This is a genomic window from Hyphomonadaceae bacterium ML37, assembly GCA_027627685.1.
Classification (GTDB): domain Bacteria; phylum Pseudomonadota; class Alphaproteobacteria; order Caulobacterales; family Maricaulaceae; genus Oceanicaulis.
The window spans coordinates 1,397,749-1,415,564 of the sequence record CP091241.1; the positions used below are offsets into that span (position 1 = coordinate 1,397,749).

Consider the following 17,816-nt stretch of genomic DNA (forward strand, 5'->3'; position numbering starts at 1 on the left):
ATGACTGTCGAGATGCTCCTGACCGATCTGCGCCTGCTGACGCCCGAGCTGATGCTCGCCATCGGCGCGATGGCGCTGTTGCTGCTGGGCGTGTTCTGGAAGGGCGAGGAAGCCGCCGCGCGCCTGATCATGCGCCTGTCCATCGCGCTGCTGGTGGCGTGCGCCGGGGCGGCGGTCTGGCTGGCGGGACAGGATGGGGGAACCGCCTTCCACGGCGCGTTCAAGCTGGATGATTTCACGCTCTACGCCAAGACGGTGATCTATCTCGCCTCGGCCGGCGCGCTGGTGCTGGCCTCGAAATATCTCGAGACCGAGCGCCTGGCCAAATTCGAATACCCGGTGCTGGCCCTGCTGGCGGTGACCGGCATGTCGGTGATGGTGTCGTCCAATGATCTTATCACGCTCTATCTGGGCATCGAGCTCCAATCGCTGGCGCTGTACATCCTGGCGGCCTTCAACCGGGATTCGCTGCGCGCCTCGGAAGCGGGCCTGAAATATTTCATGCTGGGCGCGCTGTCGTCCGGCCTCTTGCTGTACGGCGCCTCGCTGATCTACGGCTTCGCCGGCGCCACCGGGTTTGACGCCATCGCCTCGGCGGCGGGCGAAGACGGCGCCAAGATCGGCTTGCTGTTCGGCCTGGTCTTCCTGGTCTCGGGCCTGGCGTTCAAGATCTCCGCCGCGCCCTTCCACATGTGGACGCCGGACGTGTATGAGGGCGCGCCGACGCCGGTGGCCGCTTTCTTCGCCACTGCGCCCAAGCTCGCGGCCATGATCCTGATCGCGCGCGTGCTCTACGAGCCGTTCGCCGCGATGACCGATGAGTGGCGCCAGATCATCGTGGTACTGGCTGTCCTGTCCATGGGCGTGGGCGCGCTGGGCGCGCTCATGCAGTCCAATATCAAGCGCCTGATGGGGTATTCCTCCATCGGCAATATGGGCTACGCGCTGGTGGGCCTGGCCGCCGGGACCGCGCTGGGCCTGTGGGCGGTGCTGTTCTACATGACGCTCTATGTGGTGGGTGTGCTGGGCGCGTTTGCGGTCATCCTGTCCATGCGCCGCGCCGAGGGCATGGTCGAGCAGGTCGACGACCTCAAGGGTCTGGCCAAAAGTCACCCCTCGCTGGGCTGGTCGATGACGGCGCTGATGTTCTCCATCGGCGGCATGCCCTTCCTGGTCGGCTTCTTCGGCAAGCTCTTCGTCTTCTACGCCGCCGCCGAGGCGGGGCTGTGGTGGCTGATGGTGATCGGCCTGGTCTTCTCGGCCGTGTCCATTGCGTACTATCTGCGCGTGGTGAAGGTGATCTGGTTTGACGAGCCTGTGGGCGTGTTCGAACCGGCGCCGGCGGGCGTCGCCTTCATCAGCCGGGCGGCCGCGCTGGCCACGGTGGCGCTGGTGCCGGTGGCGGGCATTGTGCTGGCCACAGCGATCAGCGTGTCCTCATAAGCGCGAGCGGCCCGGGTTTGCGCATCGAGGTTTTCGACCAGCTGGATTCCACCAACGAGGAGGCCAAGCGCCGCGCGCTCGCCGGAGAGGCGGGGCCTGTCTGGATCATGACGCGCGTCCAGACCGCCGGGCGCGGCCGGCGCGGACGGGCCTGGACCAGCGCATCGGGCAATCTGTTCTGCACCGGGCTTTACCGGCTGGAATCCGGCCCGGCCCGTGCCGCCCAGCTCTCCTTCGCCGCAGCTCTGGCTGTGGGTGATCTCGCCGCCAGCGTGATCGATCCGGCGCTGGTGAAGTTGAAATGGCCCAATGATCTTCTGATCGGCGGGCGTAAGGCAGCGGGCATATTGCTGGAAAGCGGCGCCCATCCGGCTGGCGGGCTCTGGCTGGCCGTAGGGATCGGGGTCAATCTGGCCCTTCATCCCGATGATAGCGAGCGCCCCGCCACCGATTTCACCGTCCATGGCGCCCAGCTGGCGCCGGAGGCGGCGCTGGATGTGCTCGCCGCGCGGTTTGAACACTGGCGCCAGCGCTGGGCGGCGGACGGGTTTGCGCCGCTGCGTGCGGCCTGGCTGTCGCGCGCTCATGGGCTGGGCGAGCGCTGCACGGCGCGCCTGGATGGCGAGACGGTGGAAGGCGTGTTTGCAGACCTGGCCGAAGACGGGTCACTGCGCCTTGATTTGAAGGATGGGGCGAGACGGCTTATCTCGGCGGGAGACGTGTTCTTCCCCGGCGCCGGCGCGCCCTGACGGAGCCTGACATGCTGCTGGCCATTGATTGCGGGAACACCAACACTCTGTTCGCGGTTCATGACGGGACCGACTGGCGCGCCCAGTGGCGCACAGCGACCCATTCGGGCCGCACCGCAGATGAATACGCGGTCTGGCTCAATCAGCTGCTGCAGCTGCAAGGGCTGGCGCTGAAGGATTTGAAAGCCTGCGTCATCTCCACCGTGGTGCCTCAATCGCTGTTTAACCTGCGCAACCTGGCCCGGCGCTATATCGGAACCGAGCCGGTGGTGGTGGGCGATCCAGGGGTCGATCTGGGCGTGGGGGTGAACCTCCAACGGCCCCAGGACGCCGGCGCGGACCGGCTGGTGAACGCGCTGGGCTGCCGGGTGAAGTATCCCGGCGCGCTGATCATCGCGGATTCCGGCACCGCCACCACGTTCGACGTGGTCTCGGCGGAGGGCAATTTTGAAGGCGGGATCATCTCGCCGGGCATTAATCTGTCCATGCAGGCCCTGCACCAGGCCGCTGCGCGCCTGCCGCGCATCGCCATCGAGCGGCCGCCCCAGGTGCTGGGCAAGGACACTGTGGGCGCCATGCAGTCGGGCGTCTTCTGGGGATATATCGACCTCATCGACGGGCTGGTGCGACGGCTGAAAGCCGAGCTCGGCCAGGAGATGACGGTCATCGCAACCGGCGGCGTCGCCTCATTGTTCGAGGGCGCGGCTGAAACCATTGATCACTTCGACCCGGATGTGACCATCCGCGGATTGCTCGAAGTGTGGCGGCGCAATGCGCCTTGAGAAAGTTACTCAGTGACCAAACAATCTAAAACCAACACCGGCGACGCCGTGTATTTCGTGCCGCTGGGCGGCTCGGGCGAGATCGGGATGAATCTCAATCTCTACGGCTACGGGCCGGAAGAGGACCGCGAATGGATCATCGTCGATTGCGGCGTGACCTTCGGCGACCTGTCCACGCCGGGCATCGACATCATCATGCCCGATATCCGCTTCATCGAAGAGCGCGCCCATCAACTCAAAGCCATCGTGCTCACTCACGCCCACGAGGACCATATGGGCGCCGTCGCCCATTTGTGGCGCCGCCTGCGCTGCCCGATCTACGCCACGCCCTTCACCGCCTATCTGATGCGCGACCGCCTGGCTGAGCATGGCATTCTGGGCGAAGCCGAACTGCACGTGGTCGGCATGAGCAGCCGCTTTGAAATCGGCCCGTTTGATTTGCAGCTCGTCACGCTCACCCACTCCATCCCCGAACCCAACGGGCTGATTATCCGCACCCCTGCCGGCCTGATCCTGCATACCGGCGACTGGAAGATCGATCCCGATCCGGTGATCGGCGCCAGCACCGACATCTCCGCGCTGGAGGCTGTCGGGCGCGAAGGCGTGATGGCCATGGTGTGCGACAGCACCAATGTCTTCACGCTGGGCGAATCCGGCTCCGAAGCGGGCGTGCGCGACAATCTGGTCAAGCTGGTGGGCGAGCAGAAAGGCAAGGTCGCCATTGCGGCCTTCGCGTCCAACGTGGCGCGCCTGGACACCGCCATTCACGCCGCCGAAGCCAATGGCCGCCGGGTCTGCCTCGTCGGCCGGTCCATGCACCGCATCACCGGCGCGGCCAAGTCGGTGGGGCTGCTGGCTCAGTATCAGGACTTCATCGACGAGGAGGAGGCGGCCTACTTCCCCGCCAACAAAATCCTCTATCTGTGCACCGGGTCCCAGGGCGAGCCGCGTGCCGCGCTGTCGCGCATTGCCGAAGGCGCCCACCGCAATGTGACGCTGGGCCAGGGCGACTGCGTGATCTTTTCCTCGCGCATCATTCCGGGCAATGAACGCGGGATTTTCGAGCTGATGAACCGGCTGGCAGGGCGCGGCGTCAATCTCATCACCGAGCGCGACCGGCATATCCACGTCTCCGGGCACCCGTGCCGCGACGAGCTGGCCCAGATGTACGCCTGGGCCCGGCCCAATGTGGCCATCCCGGTCCATGGCGAGCTGCGCCATTTGAAAGAGCACGCCGCCTACGCCAAGACGCTGGGCGTGCCCCATTCTCTGGAGCCGTTCAACGGCGCGGTGATCCGCATTGACCGCCAGGGCGCCCGCATCGTCGACGAGGCGCCGGCGGGGCGGCTCTATGTGGATGGCAATTTCATCATCAGTGACGGCCATGAGGCCATGCGCGAGCGCCGCAAGCTGTCCGTCGCCGGCCACATCACCGTGGCCGCCATATTGCGCGACGGCGCGCTTCAGAACGGGCTCGATCTGCGCGCCATGGGCGTGCCGGACAACACAGGCTATGATCTTGATGCGCTGCTGGACGATCTGGCGGACGCGGCCGAGGCCGCCTTCAAGCGCATGGGCAAGCGCGAGCGCCGCGACGAGGCCGCCGTGGAGGAAGTTCTGCGTCAGGCCGTGCGCCGCGAGGCCGCGCGCATCTGGGGCAAGAAGCCGGCGGTGGACGCCATCGTGATGGCCGGCTGAGGGAGGCGGGGATGAAACTGGGACGGCTCAACCATGTGGGCGTCGCCACGCCGGACGTTGAAGCGGCGGCGCGTGTCTATGCCGAGCTTTACGGCGCAACCGACGCCACCGCGCCCAAAGACTTTCCGCATCTGGGCGTGCGGGTGGTGTTTGTGAGCGTGCCCAACATGCAGATCGAACTGATCGAGCCACTGGGCGAGGGGAGCGCGATCCGCAAATTCCTAGAGAAGAACCCCAAGGGCGGCCAGCACCATATGTGTTTTGAAGTGCCTGACATCATCGCCGCCCGCGACGCCATGCGCATGCGCGGCGCCACGGTGCTGGGCACGGGCGAGCCCTATATCGGCGCACACGGCGTGCCGGTGATCTTCGTCCATCCAAAAGACACCGGCGGCGTGCTGATCGAGCTGATGCAGGACCCGGCGCTCTATGCTGGCGGCGGCCATTGATGACGCGTCAGCGCCTCAGCCAGGCTCTGGTGATCGCCGCCGCCGTGATGTGGATCGCGCTGGCCTTCATCGCCTCGCCCAATATCGGGATGGTGTCGGGCCTGGTGGTGTTTCTGTGCGCCTGGTGGATGGTGTTCTTTACCGTGCTGCCGCGCCAGATCCGTGGCCAGTATGAGGATGGCGACATCGTGCCCGGCTCCGACCCTGGCGCGCCGGTCGACCCGCAGATCCGCGCCAAGCTTTGGCTGACCACGGTGATCACCGCCGGGATATGGCTGGTGATCGTCGCCGTGCTGGTGCTGGACCTCATCCAGTTGGACTGGTTCGCCTACGGCCCTGCCACGCCGCAAAGGTGAGGGGGCGGGTGTCGCACACCGCGCGCTTGACGGCGGGGCGTGGCGGGCCGAAACAGGGATGCAACTGCACCACCCCCTGATCAGGAAGCCTTGCCGCCATGCCGCTTGACGCTGACGACCATCGCTATGTTCTGCCCGGCGCCACGGGCGAGTGGGAGATTGTCGTGGGCCTGGAGGTCCACGCCCAGGTCAAGAGCCGCTCCAAGCTGTTCTCCGGCGCCTCCACCGAGTTCGGGTCCGAGCCCAATACGCAGGTCAGCCTCGTGGATGCGGGCATGCCGGGCATGCTGCCGGTCCTCAACAAATTCTGCGTCGAGCAGGCGGTGCGCACGGGGCTGGGCCTGAATGCGCAGATCAACGCGTTTTCGCGCTTTGACCGGAAGAATTACTTCTATCCTGACCTGCCCCAGGGCTATCAGATCAGCCAGTTCGCGCACCCCATCGTGGGCGAGGGCGAGATCGAGTGCGAGCGCGATGACGGCTCGCGCTTCACTGTTGGGATCGAGCGCCTGCATCTCGAACAGGACGCGGGCAAGTCGATCCATGATCTCGACCCCACCGCCACCTATGTGGACCTCAACCGCTCCGGCGTGGCGCTGATGGAGATCGTCTCGCGCCCGCATGTGCGCTCGCCCGGCGATGCGGCGGCCTATGTGCGCACACTGCGCACGATCCTGCGCTATCTCGACACCTGCGGCGGCGACATGGAAAAGGGCCAGATGCGCGCCGACGTGAACGTGTCGGTGTGCAGGCCCGGCCAGTACGAGAAATTCGCCGCCAGCGGGGATTTCAAGCATCTGGGCACGCGCTGCGAGATCAAGAACGTCAACTCGCTGCGCTTCATCATGCAGGCCATCGAGTATGAGGCGCGCCGCCAGATCGACATTCTGGAAGAGGGCGGCAAGATCATCCAGCAGACCCGCCTGTTCGACGCCAATACCGGCGTGACCCGCTCCATGCGCTCGAAAGAAGAGGCGCATGACTACCGCTATTTCCCCGATCCTGACCTGACCCCGCTGGTGCTGGACGCGGCGTGGATCGCGGACATCAAGGCCAATCTGCCCGAACTGCCCGCCGACAAGCGCAAGCGCTTCGTCGAGGTGCTGGGCCTGAGCGAATACGACGCCTCGGTGCTGGCCGCCGACAAGGACCGGGCCGATTATTTCGAGGCCGTGATCGAGGGCGCGGACGCCAAGCTGTCAGCCAACTGGGTCAATAACGAGCTGTTCGGGCGTCTGAACAAGGAAGGCCTTGGCATCACCGAAAGCCCGGTGAGCCCGGCCCAGCTGGCGGGGCTTGTCAGCCTGATCACCTCCAACGTCATCTCCGGCAAGATCGCCAAGGACGTGTTCGAGATCGTCTGGGCCGAAGGCGGCGATCCCGAGACAATCGTGGAATCGCGCGGCCTGAAACAGGTCACCGACACCGGCGCGATTGAAAAGGTGGTGGATGAGCTGATCGCGGCGAACCCTGAGCAGGCCGAGAAGGTGAAAACCAAGCCGCAGACGCTGGGCTGGTTCGTCGGTCAGGTGATGAAAGCCACGGGCGGCAAGGCCAATCCCCAGGTCGTCAACGAGATCCTGAACCGCAAGCTGCTGGGGTGATCGTGTCCGCCTTGTGGCGCGCGCGCGGCGTGCCCAATTGCCGTGCACTCTGCTCGCAAGGACAGTGCAGTCCTGCTACAGGCTGAACCGTGATGCGTGACCCCTATGCGATTCTTGGTGTGCCCAAATCGGCTTCGGCCGACGAAATCCGGCGCGCCTATCGCACGCTGGCCAAGGAGCTGCACCCGGATGCGCGTCCCGATGACGCCAAATCGGAAGAGCGCTTCAAGGAGGTCACGCGCGCCTTCAAGCTTCTGTCCAACGCCGAGACCCGCGCCAAGTTCGACCGGGGCGAGATCGATGCCGAGGGCCGCGAGCGCGCGCCCTTCCACTACCGCTCCAACCCCGATGCGCCCCCCGGACAGCGCGGGCCCTCGGGCCGGTTTGAAGACATTTCCGACCTGTTCTCTGATTTGTTCGCCGAGCGCGCCCGCACGGCGGCCGCAGGCCCCGGCGGCGCGCGGCGTGGCGGTCCGGGTCCGGACATGCGCGGCGAGATCAATGTCAGCTTTGAAGAATCGGTGCTGGGCGCCAAGAAGCGCGTGAGCTTTCAGGGCGGGCGCGCCATCGAGATCAGCGTGCCTGCGGGCGTGGAGGACGGCCAGGTGCTGCGCCTGCGCGGGCAGGGCGCGCCGTCGCCCCAGGGCGGACCAGCGGGCGACGCCCTGATCACGGTGCGCATCCGCCCCCACGCGATGTTCCAGCGCGAGGGGCGCGACATCCGCGTTGACCTGCCCATCAGCCTGAAGGAAGCGGTCCTCGGCGGCGCTGTGCGCGCGCCCACGGTGGACGGCGTGGTGGAAGTGCGCGTGCCGGCAGGGTCCACTTCGGGGGCGCTCTTGCGCCTGCGCGGCAAGGGCGCGCCGGGGCCGGACGGCAAGCGCGGCGACCAGATCATCCGCCTGATCATCGACGTGCCGCCCGCCGATCCGGCGTTGGAAGCCTTTCTGGAGACGTGGACCCCGCCGGCAGGTTATGATCCGCGTCGGCGGCGCGGCGGGTGATACGCGTCCTGCAGACACCGCTGCACATGACCGCGCAGATGAATGGCCCTCTTCATGCATGTTCACAGCGCGTTCAGCCCCAACTTGTCAGAACAGGCCGCATGAAAACGCTCCTCGTCTCTCTCCTCGCTCTGGCCGCGATCGCGGCGACCGGTTCTTTGCCGGGCGCAGCCGCGCGCGCCGCCGATCTGCCGGCCGTCTATGAGACGTCCGCGCAGGCGGATGTCGTGCCGATGCGTGTGGCGATCGATGCGGCGCTGCGCGCCTATCCCGGCTCGCAATACGTCACCGGCCGCTTCGAAAGCGGGGCGCAGCCGCTTTACATCATCCGCATTGTGACCCGCGAGGGTCAGCGCCGCGACGTGCGCGTGGACGCGCGCACCGGCCGGGTCATCGGTTAACAGGGAAGGAGCTACGCCCATGCGCGCGCTCATCGTGGAAGACGACGCCGATCTGAACCGCCAGCTGTCCGATACGCTGCAGCATGCCGGATATGCAGTGGATTCCGCCGCCGATGGCGAGGATGGATGGCATCTGGGCGAGACCGAGCCCTATGACGCCATCGTGCTCGATCTCGGCCTGCCCAAGATGGACGGCGTGTCCGTGCTGGAGCGCTGGCGCAAGGCGGGTGTGACCACGCCCGTCCTGATCCTGACCGCCCGCGACCGCTGGAGCGAGAAGGTGGCCGGGTTTGACGCCGGCGCTGATGATTACCTGACCAAGCCCTTCCACCCGGAAGAATTGCTGGCGCGCCTGCGCGCCCTGACCCGCCGGGCCGCCGGTCACGCCAGCGCCATGCTGGAAAGCGGCACGCTGACGCTGGATACGCGCGGCGCGCGGGTCTTTCTGGGCGATCAGCTGGTGAAACTCACCAGCCATGAATTCCGCCTCCTGAGCTATCTCATGCACCACAAGGAGCGCGTCATCTCGCGCACCGAGCTGGTGGAGCATATCTACGATCAGGATTTCGACCGCGATTCCAATACGATCGAGGTGTTTGTCGGGCGGCTGCGCAAGAAAATCGGCAATGACCGGATCGAAACCGTGCGCGGACTGGGCTATCGTCTGGTCGATCCAGACACGGGCCGCATGGACGCAAGGACCGGGTGAGCGAAACACACGACCAGACCGGGCGACCGGACCTTATCGAACAGGGTTCCATGGTGCGCCGGCTGGTGCTGGCGGCCCTGGGCTGGGCGGTGGTTTTGCTCGTGTTCGGCGCGGGCGCGCTGACTCTGCTGTTTCAATCCACCGTCTTGCGCGATCTCGACGACCGGCTGGCCGGCGTGGTGGATTCCATGGTGGCGCATGTGGAGCCGGCCGCCGGGGGCGGGCTGGAGCTCGACCAACGCCCGCTTGACCCGGGGTATTTTCAAGCGCTGTCAGGACGTTACTGGCAGGTCTTCACGCCCGGCATCGAGGCGGAGCCGGCTGTCCTGCGATCTGATTCGCTCGCCAATGAACGCCTCGACACCGCCGGACCGCTGGTGCGCGCCGCGCTGGACCAGCCGGGCGCCACGATCATCGGCGAGACCCGCGGACCCAATCTTGAACCCTTGCGCCTGCATGTGCGCGCCGTGCTGATCGAGGCCCAGGGCCCGGTGGTGTTCGCCGCCGCCGAGGACCGCCGCCCGTCCGACCGGCGCGTGCGCGATTTCGCCATGGCGGCGGCCGGCCTGCTGGCGGGATTTGCGGCAGCGCTGGCGGCCGGCGTGGTGGTGCTGGTGCGCTGGGCGCTGGGGCCAATCCTGCGCATGGGCGCCGCCGTGGCCGCCGTACGCGATGGTCAGACCGAATGGGTCAGCGGGAGTTTTCCGCGCGAAATCAAACCTCTGGCCGAAGAACTGAACGGGCTTCTTGATCATTCGCGTGAGGTAGTTGAACGCGCGCGCACCCATGTGGGCAATCTTGCCCACGCCCTCAAAACGCCGCTGACCGTGCTGGGCAATGAGGCGCGCGGCCAGTCCGGACCGCTCGCCGAGCTCGTGACGCGCCAGACGAGCGCCATGACCGATCAGGTCGAGCATCATCTGCGCCGCGCCCGCGCCGCGGCGAACGCCCGCGCCATCGGGGCGCGCACGCCCGCGGACGCGGTGATCAATGATCTGGGCCGCACGCTGCGGCGCATTTACGAGCGCCGGGGCGTCCAGATTGATTGGGACGCCGCGCCGGGCGCCGTGTTTCGCGGCGAGCGCCAGGACCTTGAGGATCTGGCCGGCAATCTGATGGACAATGCCTGCAAATGGGCGGAGCGGCAGGTGCGCGTCACCCTGGCGCCTGCCCCCGCGGGCCGCCTTGAGATCATTGTTGAGGATGACGGGCCGGGCCTGACGCAGGACCAGCGCCAGCAGGCGCTGGCGCGCGGCGTGCGTCTCGATGAACAGGCGCCGGGCACCGGGCTGGGGCTGGCCATCGTCACCGACCTGGCCGCCGCCTATGGCGGAACGCTGTCGCTGGACCGCTCGCAACTGGGCGGCTTGCGCGCCCGGTTGGACCTGCCCGGCGGGGCCGGAAGCGCGGGTTAAGACCTGTTAACCCTTCTGCGGCTAAACGTATTCAGTTGTATCGACAGGAGTGTCGCATGGGGCCGCTGGCGCCGGCGAAATTGGATCAGTTGCGTGGCCTGCTCGCCAGCCTGCCTGGCGACATGGCTCGGCGGCTGTGCGACATGGCGGCCCAGGCCGATCCGGCGCTGGGCCGGCTCCTGGGCAATTGCCTGTTCGATCCCGACGACCTGGCGCGCGAGCGCTTCTTTGCGCCCATCGCGCCCCTGTCCGGCGAGCCCGGGTCGGATCGTCCTGCCGTATCGGCGGCGCCGGTTGGCCTGTTGCGCACGCTGTGGACCTGGATGGGCGAGGACCTGGCGCCGGACATCGCCGTGCGCGCAAGGGCCGCTGCCCTCGACCCGGCGGCGCCTGACAGGCCCGGACAGCTCGACCCCGACCGCGCCGCGTTTGCCCGCCTGATGCTCGACGCCTTCAAGCACGCCGAACAGGACCCGCGCGCGCTCAAGCGGCTGAAGACAAGGCTGGGTGTGGAGCGCTTCGATGAAGCGCGCGACATCGCCGCCATGTTGCGCCTGGCGCCGGTGCTGCGCACGGCGCTGAACGGACTGGCCCCGGTGATCCATGATCCCGATGACGCCCAGTGCGTGCTGATCCGCGACCGCTACGAAGCCGCCGCCGCGGCGGACCCGGACGCCGGGCCGTGGGTGCTGTTGCTGATCATGGCGCGCTTCAGCCGGCCCTGGCGGATATTGCGCGTGTTCGAACGCCTGACCCATCGCGATGATGATCTTCTGGTGGGCCGCACGGACATGGCGCTGATCGGCGATGTGCTGCTGCGCGACGCCGCCCACCATCTGGCGGGCTTCCGCGCTGCGCCGCGCAGCGAGACCGAAGCGCGCGCCGCCGCTGCGGCGCTCACCGCGTTTGCCGCCATCACCGTGGGCATGAGCCGGGAGATCGGCATCCGCAAGGACGGGCCCTGGGGCAAGCGCATCATGGATCTGCGCACCCGCGCCAGCGAGCAGATGACCGCCATTCACGACGCTTCGCGCCGCGCGGTGGGCCGCGTCCTGCCCGAAGCCGACAAGACACGACGCCGCTACGCCCTGCCGCGCGAGGAGGATATGGAGCAGGCGCAGGCGCTCTGCATGTTTCTGGCGCTGACGCGTGATGACGCTGGCCGGGCCGCCGTGGGCAGCGCGCACAATGGAGTCATCGCCGAACTGGCCAACGCCTTCGAACATGCCGGTCAGGGCGCGCTGGACGCCCTGCGCAGCCCCGATGAATCCCATCGCGAGGCGGGCGCGGCGCGCCTGCACCAGATCGCCGGGCTGATGCAGGCGCTGGGGCAGGGCGAGGCGGGCGCCGTCCTCCTGCGCCGAGGCGCCGCAGCCCTGGCGGCGTAAATTCCTTCAAAGCGGGGCCGGTCCGCTCTATCTAGTCGGTTATGAACTCATCGCTTCCTACCGCTCTTGAAGCGCGCGGCGCCGCTGGCGCGCGCCTGTCATCGCCCAGCGCGGCGCGCAATCGCGACGTCATTGCGCAGGCTTTGGCTGGCCTGTTGCCCGACGGCGCCCGCGTTCTGGAAATCGCCAGCGGCACGGGCGAGCATGCGCTGGCCTGCGTCGAGGCGCGCCCCGACCTGGTCTGGACGCCCAGCGACCCCGACCCGCACTCGCGCGCCAGCATTGATGGGTGGGCCGTGGAAGCGGGCGGCGCGATCAGACCGGCCCTCGATCTCGACGTGACGCAAGAGGGCTGGCAAAGCGGGCTCATTGCCGATGCTGTATTCTGCGCCAACATGATCCATATCGCTCCCTGGGCGGCAGCCGAAGGCCTGTTCGCGGGCGCGTCCGCGATCCTTCAGCCCGGCGCGATGCTGCACCTTTATGGCCCCTTCCTTGAAGGCGAGGCCACCGCGCCGTCCAATCTGGAGTTTGATGTGAGCCTGCGCGCGCGTCATCCCGGCTGGGGCGTGCGCGCACTGGCCGCTGTGGACGCACTGGCGGGGCGCTGCGGGTTTGCGCGCGTCAGCCGTCAGGAATTGCCGGCGAATAACCGGCTCGTAAGCTATCAATGGAGCGCCACATGATCGCCTTCACCCTGGTGTGCATGGGCATCGGCGCTGCGGCGGCGATCTGGCTCGCCCGGCCCCTCCTGCAGGAAGCCGGCGCCGCGCGCCTGATCGGCGTGGGCGCCGGGGCGTTCCTGGCGCTGGGCGCGCTTGGCGCTTACTGGGTCAATGGCATGCCCGAGGCGCCGGGCGCGCCCTATCAGCCGCGCATGGAAGCGCTGCGCGCCTCAGCTCCCGAGACCCTGAGCCCGGTTGAGCAGGAAGAATGGCTGCGCGACGCGGTTCGTCGCGACGGGCGCGATATCGAGGCGCGCCGCCTGCTGGGCCGGTTTCTGGCGGCGACCGAGCGCGAGCTGGAAGCCATCGCTCATATTGAACAAGCCATCCGCGTCAGCCCCGAAGCGCGCCTGTTCAATGATCTGGGCCAGACCATCGTGACCCTCAATGAGGGCAATGTGACGCCCGAGGCCGTGCGCGCCTTCACCGCCGCCAACGCCGATGACCCCGCCATGCCCGAGCCGGCCTTCTTCCTGGGCGCCGCCGCCTATGAGGCCGATGACCGCGCCACAGCCGCGTCCTACTGGGGCGGGATCATCACGCGGCTGGACGAGGACGACCCGTACCGCGCCGCCATCGCCTCGCGCGCCGCCGATCTGTTGTCGCGCCCCTCTATGGGCGGCGCCGATCCGGGCGCCCTAACCGAAGGCGCTGAACGCCCGGACGTGGAGGCGATGATCGAGAGCATGATCGCCCGCCTCGAAACCCGGCTTGAATCCGAACCGGCGGATGTGTCGGGCTGGATGACGCTGGCGCGCGCGCGCATGATGCAGGAAGACCCGCAGGCTGCGGCCAGTGCACTGGCCCGTGGCCGGGCCGCCTTCGCCGATGACCCGGGCGCGCGCGCGCTGATCAGCGCGCTCGGCGCCGCTTTTGGACTTGAGGAGACCGACGCGTGACCAAAGCCCGCAGACGCCTCTGGATCACCGCCGCCGCCGGCGCGGTGCTCATCCTCGCCGCCACACTCGCCTTTACGGCCATGCGCGATGCGATGGTGTTCTTCTACTCGCCGACCATGGTGGCGGAAAATCCGCCCGAGCCCGGCCAGCGCGTGCGCGTGGGCGGTCTGGTGGTGACCGGATCGGTGGAGCGCCCGTCCTCGGGCGGCGCCAATTTCACCGTCACCGACGGCAATGCAGAGATCCGCATCCTGTTCGCCGGAGCCCTGCCGGACCTGTTCCGCGAAGGGCAGGGGATTGTCGCCGAGGGCGTGTTCGGCGACGATGCCCGCTTTACTGCCGCCAGCGTGCTGGCCAAGCATGACGAGACCTATATGCCGCCCGAAGTCGCGCGGGCCTTGCGCGATTCGGGATATTGGCAGGATGAAGACGCGCCCGCGTCCAGCTATGGCGACAGCGCGCAGGAGACCGGCCGATGATTGCAGAGATCGGCCGCTTCCTCATCGCGCTGGCGTTTCTGGCGTGCGTGGCCCAGACGCTGCTGGCCTGGCGCGGCGCCGACCAGGGCGGACGCTCGGGCGCGGCGCGGGCGGGCACGGCGGCCGCCGAGATCGCGGTGATCGCCGCGGGGCTCGCCTTCCTGCTCCTGATCATCAGCTTTGTGCGCTCGGATTTCTCCATCGCCTATGTCGCGTCCAACTCCCATGTGGACAAACCGCTCCTGTACAAGATTTCCGGCGCCTGGGGCGGACATGAAGGCTCGATGCTCTTGTGGTGCTGGATCCTGGTTCTGTTCGGACTGGGACTGGCGCGCATTGGCCCGAAGGATCCGGCCCTGCGCGCGCGTTCGGTGAGCTTTCAGGGCCTGTTGTCGTCCCTGTTCTTCGCCTTCCTGGCCTTTGCGTCCAACCCGTTTGAGCGGGTTTTGCCGGCGCCGATCCAGGGCGCGGACCTGAACCCTATCCTCCAGGACCCGCTCCTCGCGATCCATCCGCCCATGCTCTATGTGGGCTATGTCGGGCTGTCGGCGGCGTTCGCGATTGCCGCCGCCGGACTGATGCAGAAATCGGGCGGGCGTGAGCTCGCCAGCGCGCTGCGCCCCTGGGCGCTGGGCGCCTGGGTCAGCCTCACCGGGGGCATCGCCTTGGGCGCCTGGTGGGCGTATTACGAGCTCGGCTGGGGCGGCTGGTGGTTCTGGGACCCGGTGGAGAACGCCAGCTTCATGCCCTGGCTGCTGGGCGCTGCGCTGGTCCATTCGGCCATCGCCACGGAAAAGCGCGGCGCGTTCCCCGGCTGGACGGTCTTCCTAGCACTCATCGCCTACATTCTATCCATTCTGGGCGCCTTCCTGGTGCGCTCCGGCGTGCTCACCTCGGTGCACGCCTTTGCCCTCGATCCCGAACGCGGCGCCTGGATTCTGGGCATGCTGGGCATCTCCGCCGTGGCCGGATTCGCGCTGTTCGCCCTGCGCGCAGGCTCTCTGGGCGAGGGGGACGGTTTTGAACCCACCAGCCGCGAAGCCTTCATCGGCGTGAATAATCTCCTGCTTGCGGTGACGGCCGGCGTGGTGCTGATCGGCACGCTATACCCACTGTTTGTCGACCTCATGGGCTGGCCGATGATCTCCGTCGGCCCGCCATACTTCAACGCCTCGGCCACGCCCCTGCTCATTATGGCCGCAGCCCTGATGCCGATGGCGGCGTTCATGCCCTGGGCCAATGGCGGCGCGAAGCCGGGCCTGAAGCAGATGCGTGCCGCCCTGCTGCTGGTACCGGTGGCGGGCGTAATCATCGCCTTCATCGCGTTCGGCGCGCCGGTTCTGGCCGTGGTCGCAGGCGGGGTGGGCGCCTGGGCGCTGTGCGGCGCAGCCATGGATGTGGGCGTGCACTGGAAAGCGGCCAAGGCGCGCGCCGCGCGCCTGTCTGTAGCGGGCCGGGCGCTGGCCCATGCCGGGGTCGGGTTTATCGCCCTGGGCGCCGCCGCTGACGCCTCGCGTCCGGCGGACCTGCATCGCTCGCTGGCGCCGGGCGAAAGCCTGTCGATTGCCGGCCGCACCCTGACGCTGGAAGGCGTGCGCCGGGCCGATGGCCGCAATTACATGGCCGACCGCGCCACCATCCGCGTGGATGGCCGCTACACCGTCAGCCCGGAGCGGCGCTTCTACCCCGCCGCCGACCAGACCACCCGCGAGGTCGGGCTGCGGTCCGACTGGCGCGGCGATCTCTATGTGTCGGTGGGCGAGGCCCGCCTGCGCGAGGACGGCGCGATGGTCTATGAGCTGCGCGCCGCCTATCACCCGCTGGTCTGGATGCTGGGCTTTGGCGCCTTTCTGGTGGTGAGCGGCGGCGGGCTGGCGCTGAGCGGACGGCTGATGTCCGGCGCTCCGGCGCGTGTGCGCCGGGAGACGCCTGAGCCCTCAGCGGCGGCTGCGCCCGTGGACGCGGCGGAGGCGGGGGCATGATCGTCAAGGCGCTCATGCTCGCCCTGGCGCTGCAGGCCGCGCCCGGCGGATTGCCGCCCGAAGAGGAGGCGCGGGCCCAGGCGCTGATGCGCGAGGTCCGCTGCATGGTGTGCGCGGGCGAGTCGGTGATGGATTCCAACGCGCCCATGGCCCAGGACATGCGCCGCTTCATCCGCGAACAGGTCGCGGTGGGGCAGACCGACGCTGACCTGCGTCAGGCGATGGTGGAGCGCTTCGGTCATGAAGTGCTCATGCGCCCCACATTCGATTCGCGCACCGCGCCGCTCTGGATTGCGCCGCTGATCCTGCTCTTGCTGGGCGGGGCACTGTTCTTCACGGCCATGCGCAAGCCCCGCACGCGTCCGTGACCATAGCCGGGCTTGCCCCGGCGCCTCGCCACCCCCACCCTTGAGGGGTAGCGGCTCGGGAAACAATGCATGCGCACGGACAAGGTCACTTTTGAAGGCGCGCTCGGCGAGACGCTGGCGGCGCGTCTGGAGCGGCCCGCCGGGCCGCCGCGCGCCTGGGCGCTGTTCGCCCATTGCTTCTCGTGCTCCAAGGACATTCACGCCGCCCAGCGCATTTCCAGGCGTCTGACGCGTCACGGCATTGCGGTTTTGCGGTTTGATTTCACCGGGCTCGGCCAGTCCGAGGGCGATTTCGCCAACACCAATTTCAGCTCCAATATCGACGATCTGGTGAAGGCGGCCGAATGGCTGGCGAAAGAGCATGGTGCGCCCGGCCTGCTTATCGGACATTCCCTGGGCGGGGCGGCGGTGATCGCGGCGGCGGCGCGCCTGGCCGACGTGAAGGCGGTCGCCACCATCGGCGCGCCCGCTGACGCCGCTCATGTGCGCAAGCAGTTCATGGACCATGTCGCCGAGATCGAGCGCGAGGGCGAGGCGGAAGTGACGCTCGCCGGGCGCCCGTTCCGGATTCGCCAGCAGTTTCTGGACGATATAGAAGGTCACAAGCTCGACGGCATCGTCGCGGGCCTGAAGGCCGCCTTGCTGATCGCTCATTCGCCGGTGGATGAGACGGTGAGCATCGACAACGCCACCCGCCTGTTCCTGGCGGCCAGGCATCCCAAGACCTTCCTCAGCCTCGATCACGCCGACCACCTGCTTTCAAAAGAGGCCGACGCCCACCACGCCGCCGATGTCATCGCGGCGTGGGCGCTGCGCTATGCAGGGCAGGGCGCTTGGCCCGAGCCGCCCCGGGCGCCGCAGGGCAAGGGGCCGACAGCGCTGGTGGAGGAGACCGGACTTGGCGGCTATCACAGCTGGGCGGCGACAGGCCCCCACGCCTTCATCGTGGACGAGCCGGAGGCCATGGGCGGGCTCGAGGGCGGCCCGCATCCGTTTCAGCTGCTGTGCGCCTCGCTGGCGGCCTGCACCACCATGACGCTGCGCATGTACGCCCAGCGCAAGGGCCATGATCTGGGCCGTATCCGCACTGTGGTCAGCCATGAGCGCGGGGAAGACGCCTCGGGCGCGCCGCGCGATCTGTTCAGGCGCGTCATCTCTGTGGACGGCGGGGCGGGCGATCTGACCGACAAGCTGGTGGAAATCGCGGGCAAATGCCCGGTGCACCGCACGCTGGAGCGCACCAGCCATATCGAAACCGAGGCGGCGGAATACAGCTGACGAATTGCCCATTCGTAATGTTGCCGTAACAATATGGTGACCCATATTCCATCATGCCTAGATGACCGACACGGCGCGCAGGTCCGC

At 67.8% G+C, this 17,816-nt stretch carries 18 protein-coding genes; all 18 read left to right on the plus strand.

Features of this window, described 5'->3' with window-relative positions:
• The 18 genes from nuoN to L2D01_06975 all read left to right on the plus strand — a co-directional run bounded on the left by nuoN (window position 1) and on the right by L2D01_06975 (window position 17,729).
• Complete coding sequence (gene nuoN, locus L2D01_06890) at window positions 1–1,443, plus strand: NADH-quinone oxidoreductase subunit NuoN (GenBank protein WBQ11501.1); 1,443 nt, start codon at window positions 1–3, stop codon at window positions 1,441–1,443.
• 17 nt (window positions 1,444–1,460) lie between these two features.
• Window positions 1,461–2,192, plus strand: coding sequence for a biotin--[acetyl-CoA-carboxylase] ligase (locus L2D01_06895; GenBank protein ID WBQ11502.1), 732 nt, complete (start codon window positions 1,461–1,463; stop codon window positions 2,190–2,192).
• Window positions 2,193–2,203: 11 nt separating this feature from the next.
• Entirely contained in the window at window positions 2,204–2,974 is a 771-nt protein-coding gene (locus L2D01_06900) for a type III pantothenate kinase (GenBank protein WBQ11503.1), read from the plus strand.
• Between the two features lie 12 nt (window positions 2,975–2,986).
• Window positions 2,987–4,672 carry a ribonuclease J gene (locus tag L2D01_06905; GenBank protein WBQ11504.1) on the plus strand — a complete coding sequence of 562 codons (1,686 nt, stop codon included), beginning with the start codon at window positions 2,987–2,989 and terminating at the stop codon, window positions 4,670–4,672.
• Window positions 4,673–4,683: 11 nt separating this feature from the next.
• A complete protein-coding gene (gene mce, locus L2D01_06910) occupies window positions 4,684–5,121 on the plus strand; it encodes a methylmalonyl-CoA epimerase (protein ID WBQ11505.1) in 438 nt (145 codons plus the stop codon).
• Window positions 5,121–5,477, plus strand: a complete 357-nt coding sequence (locus tag L2D01_06915) for a DUF1467 family protein (GenBank protein WBQ11506.1) — start codon at window positions 5,121–5,123, stop codon at window positions 5,475–5,477. Before mce ends, L2D01_06915 begins: the two co-directional genes overlap by 1 nt.
• Window positions 5,478–5,575: 98 nt before the next feature.
• Entirely contained in the window at window positions 5,576–7,081 is a 1,506-nt protein-coding gene (gene gatB / locus L2D01_06920) for an Asp-tRNA(Asn)/Glu-tRNA(Gln) amidotransferase subunit GatB (GenBank protein WBQ11507.1), read from the plus strand.
• Between the two features lie 92 nt (window positions 7,082–7,173).
• Window positions 7,174–8,085 carry a DnaJ domain-containing protein gene (locus L2D01_06925; GenBank protein ID WBQ11508.1) on the plus strand — a complete coding sequence of 304 codons (912 nt, stop codon included), beginning with the start codon at window positions 7,174–7,176 and terminating at the stop codon, window positions 8,083–8,085.
• Between the two features lie 101 nt (window positions 8,086–8,186).
• Window positions 8,187–8,486: a PepSY domain-containing protein gene (locus L2D01_06930; protein WBQ11509.1), complete on the plus strand. Its 300-nt coding sequence runs from the start codon at window positions 8,187–8,189 to the stop codon at window positions 8,484–8,486.
• A 19-nt stretch (window positions 8,487–8,505) separates the two neighbouring features.
• Window positions 8,506–9,195, plus strand: a complete 690-nt coding sequence (locus tag L2D01_06935; GenBank protein ID WBQ11510.1) for a response regulator transcription factor — start codon at window positions 8,506–8,508, stop codon at window positions 9,193–9,195.
• Entirely contained in the window at window positions 9,192–10,610 is a 1,419-nt protein-coding gene (locus L2D01_06940; protein ID WBQ11511.1) for an ATP-binding protein, read from the plus strand. Before L2D01_06935 ends, L2D01_06940 begins: the two co-directional genes overlap by 4 nt.
• A gap of 56 nt (window positions 10,611–10,666) precedes the next feature.
• Window positions 10,667–11,998 (plus strand): hypothetical protein, encoded by a 1,332-nt coding sequence (locus tag L2D01_06945; protein ID WBQ11512.1) that lies wholly within the window; start codon window positions 10,667–10,669, stop codon window positions 11,996–11,998.
• Between the two features lie 41 nt (window positions 11,999–12,039).
• Window positions 12,040–12,684, plus strand: coding sequence for a class I SAM-dependent methyltransferase (locus L2D01_06950; protein ID WBQ11513.1), 645 nt, complete (start codon window positions 12,040–12,042; stop codon window positions 12,682–12,684).
• Window positions 12,681–13,622: a hypothetical protein gene (locus L2D01_06955; protein WBQ11514.1), complete on the plus strand. Its 942-nt coding sequence runs from the start codon at window positions 12,681–12,683 to the stop codon at window positions 13,620–13,622. Before L2D01_06950 ends, L2D01_06955 begins: the two co-directional genes overlap by 4 nt.
• On the plus strand, window positions 13,619–14,101 hold the full coding sequence (ccmE, locus tag L2D01_06960) for a cytochrome c maturation protein CcmE (protein WBQ11515.1): 483 nt from the start codon (window positions 13,619–13,621) through the stop codon (window positions 14,099–14,101). The genes L2D01_06955 and ccmE overlap by 4 nt, the downstream gene beginning before the upstream one ends.
• Entirely contained in the window at window positions 14,098–16,083 is a 1,986-nt protein-coding gene (locus tag L2D01_06965) for a heme lyase CcmF/NrfE family subunit (GenBank protein ID WBQ11516.1), read from the plus strand. The genes ccmE and L2D01_06965 overlap by 4 nt, the downstream gene beginning before the upstream one ends.
• A complete protein-coding gene (locus L2D01_06970) occupies window positions 16,080–16,451 on the plus strand; it encodes a cytochrome c-type biogenesis protein CcmH (protein WBQ11517.1) in 372 nt (123 codons plus the stop codon). Before L2D01_06965 ends, L2D01_06970 begins: the two co-directional genes overlap by 4 nt.
• 69 nt (window positions 16,452–16,520) lie before the next feature.
• A complete protein-coding gene (locus L2D01_06975) occupies window positions 16,521–17,729 on the plus strand; it encodes an alpha/beta fold hydrolase (GenBank protein ID WBQ11518.1) in 1,209 nt (402 codons plus the stop codon).
• Window positions 17,730–17,816: the final 87 nt, after the last annotated feature.

Bases quoted from the DNA above. Each gene is read 5' to 3' on its own strand.
- nuoN (WBQ11501.1), top strand. From the start codon at position 1: ATGACTGTCGAGATGCTCCTGACCGATCTGCGCCTGCTGACGCCCGAG.
- L2D01_06900 (WBQ11503.1), top strand. From the start codon at position 2,204: ATGCTGCTGGCCATTGATTGCGGGAACACCAACACTCTGTTCGCGGTT.
- mce (WBQ11505.1), top strand. From the start codon at position 4,684: ATGAAACTGGGACGGCTCAACCATGTGGGCGTCGCCACGCCGGACGTT.
- L2D01_06915 (WBQ11506.1), top strand. From the start codon at position 5,121: ATGACGCGTCAGCGCCTCAGCCAGGCTCTGGTGATCGCCGCCGCCGTG.
- gatB (WBQ11507.1), top strand. From the start codon at position 5,576: ATGCCGCTTGACGCTGACGACCATCGCTATGTTCTGCCCGGCGCCACG.
- L2D01_06925 (WBQ11508.1), top strand. From the start codon at position 7,174: ATGCGTGACCCCTATGCGATTCTTGGTGTGCCCAAATCGGCTTCGGCC.
- L2D01_06930 (WBQ11509.1), top strand. From the start codon at position 8,187: ATGAAAACGCTCCTCGTCTCTCTCCTCGCTCTGGCCGCGATCGCGGCG.
- L2D01_06935 (WBQ11510.1), top strand. From the start codon at position 8,506: ATGCGCGCGCTCATCGTGGAAGACGACGCCGATCTGAACCGCCAGCTG.
- L2D01_06945 (WBQ11512.1), top strand. From the start codon at position 10,667: ATGGGGCCGCTGGCGCCGGCGAAATTGGATCAGTTGCGTGGCCTGCTC.
- L2D01_06950 (WBQ11513.1), top strand. From the start codon at position 12,040: ATGAACTCATCGCTTCCTACCGCTCTTGAAGCGCGCGGCGCCGCTGGC.
- L2D01_06955 (WBQ11514.1), top strand. From the start codon at position 12,681: ATGATCGCCTTCACCCTGGTGTGCATGGGCATCGGCGCTGCGGCGGCG.
- L2D01_06965 (WBQ11516.1), top strand. From the start codon at position 14,098: ATGATTGCAGAGATCGGCCGCTTCCTCATCGCGCTGGCGTTTCTGGCG.
- L2D01_06970 (WBQ11517.1), top strand. From the start codon at position 16,080: ATGATCGTCAAGGCGCTCATGCTCGCCCTGGCGCTGCAGGCCGCGCCC.
- L2D01_06975 (WBQ11518.1), top strand. From the start codon at position 16,521: ATGCGCACGGACAAGGTCACTTTTGAAGGCGCGCTCGGCGAGACGCTG.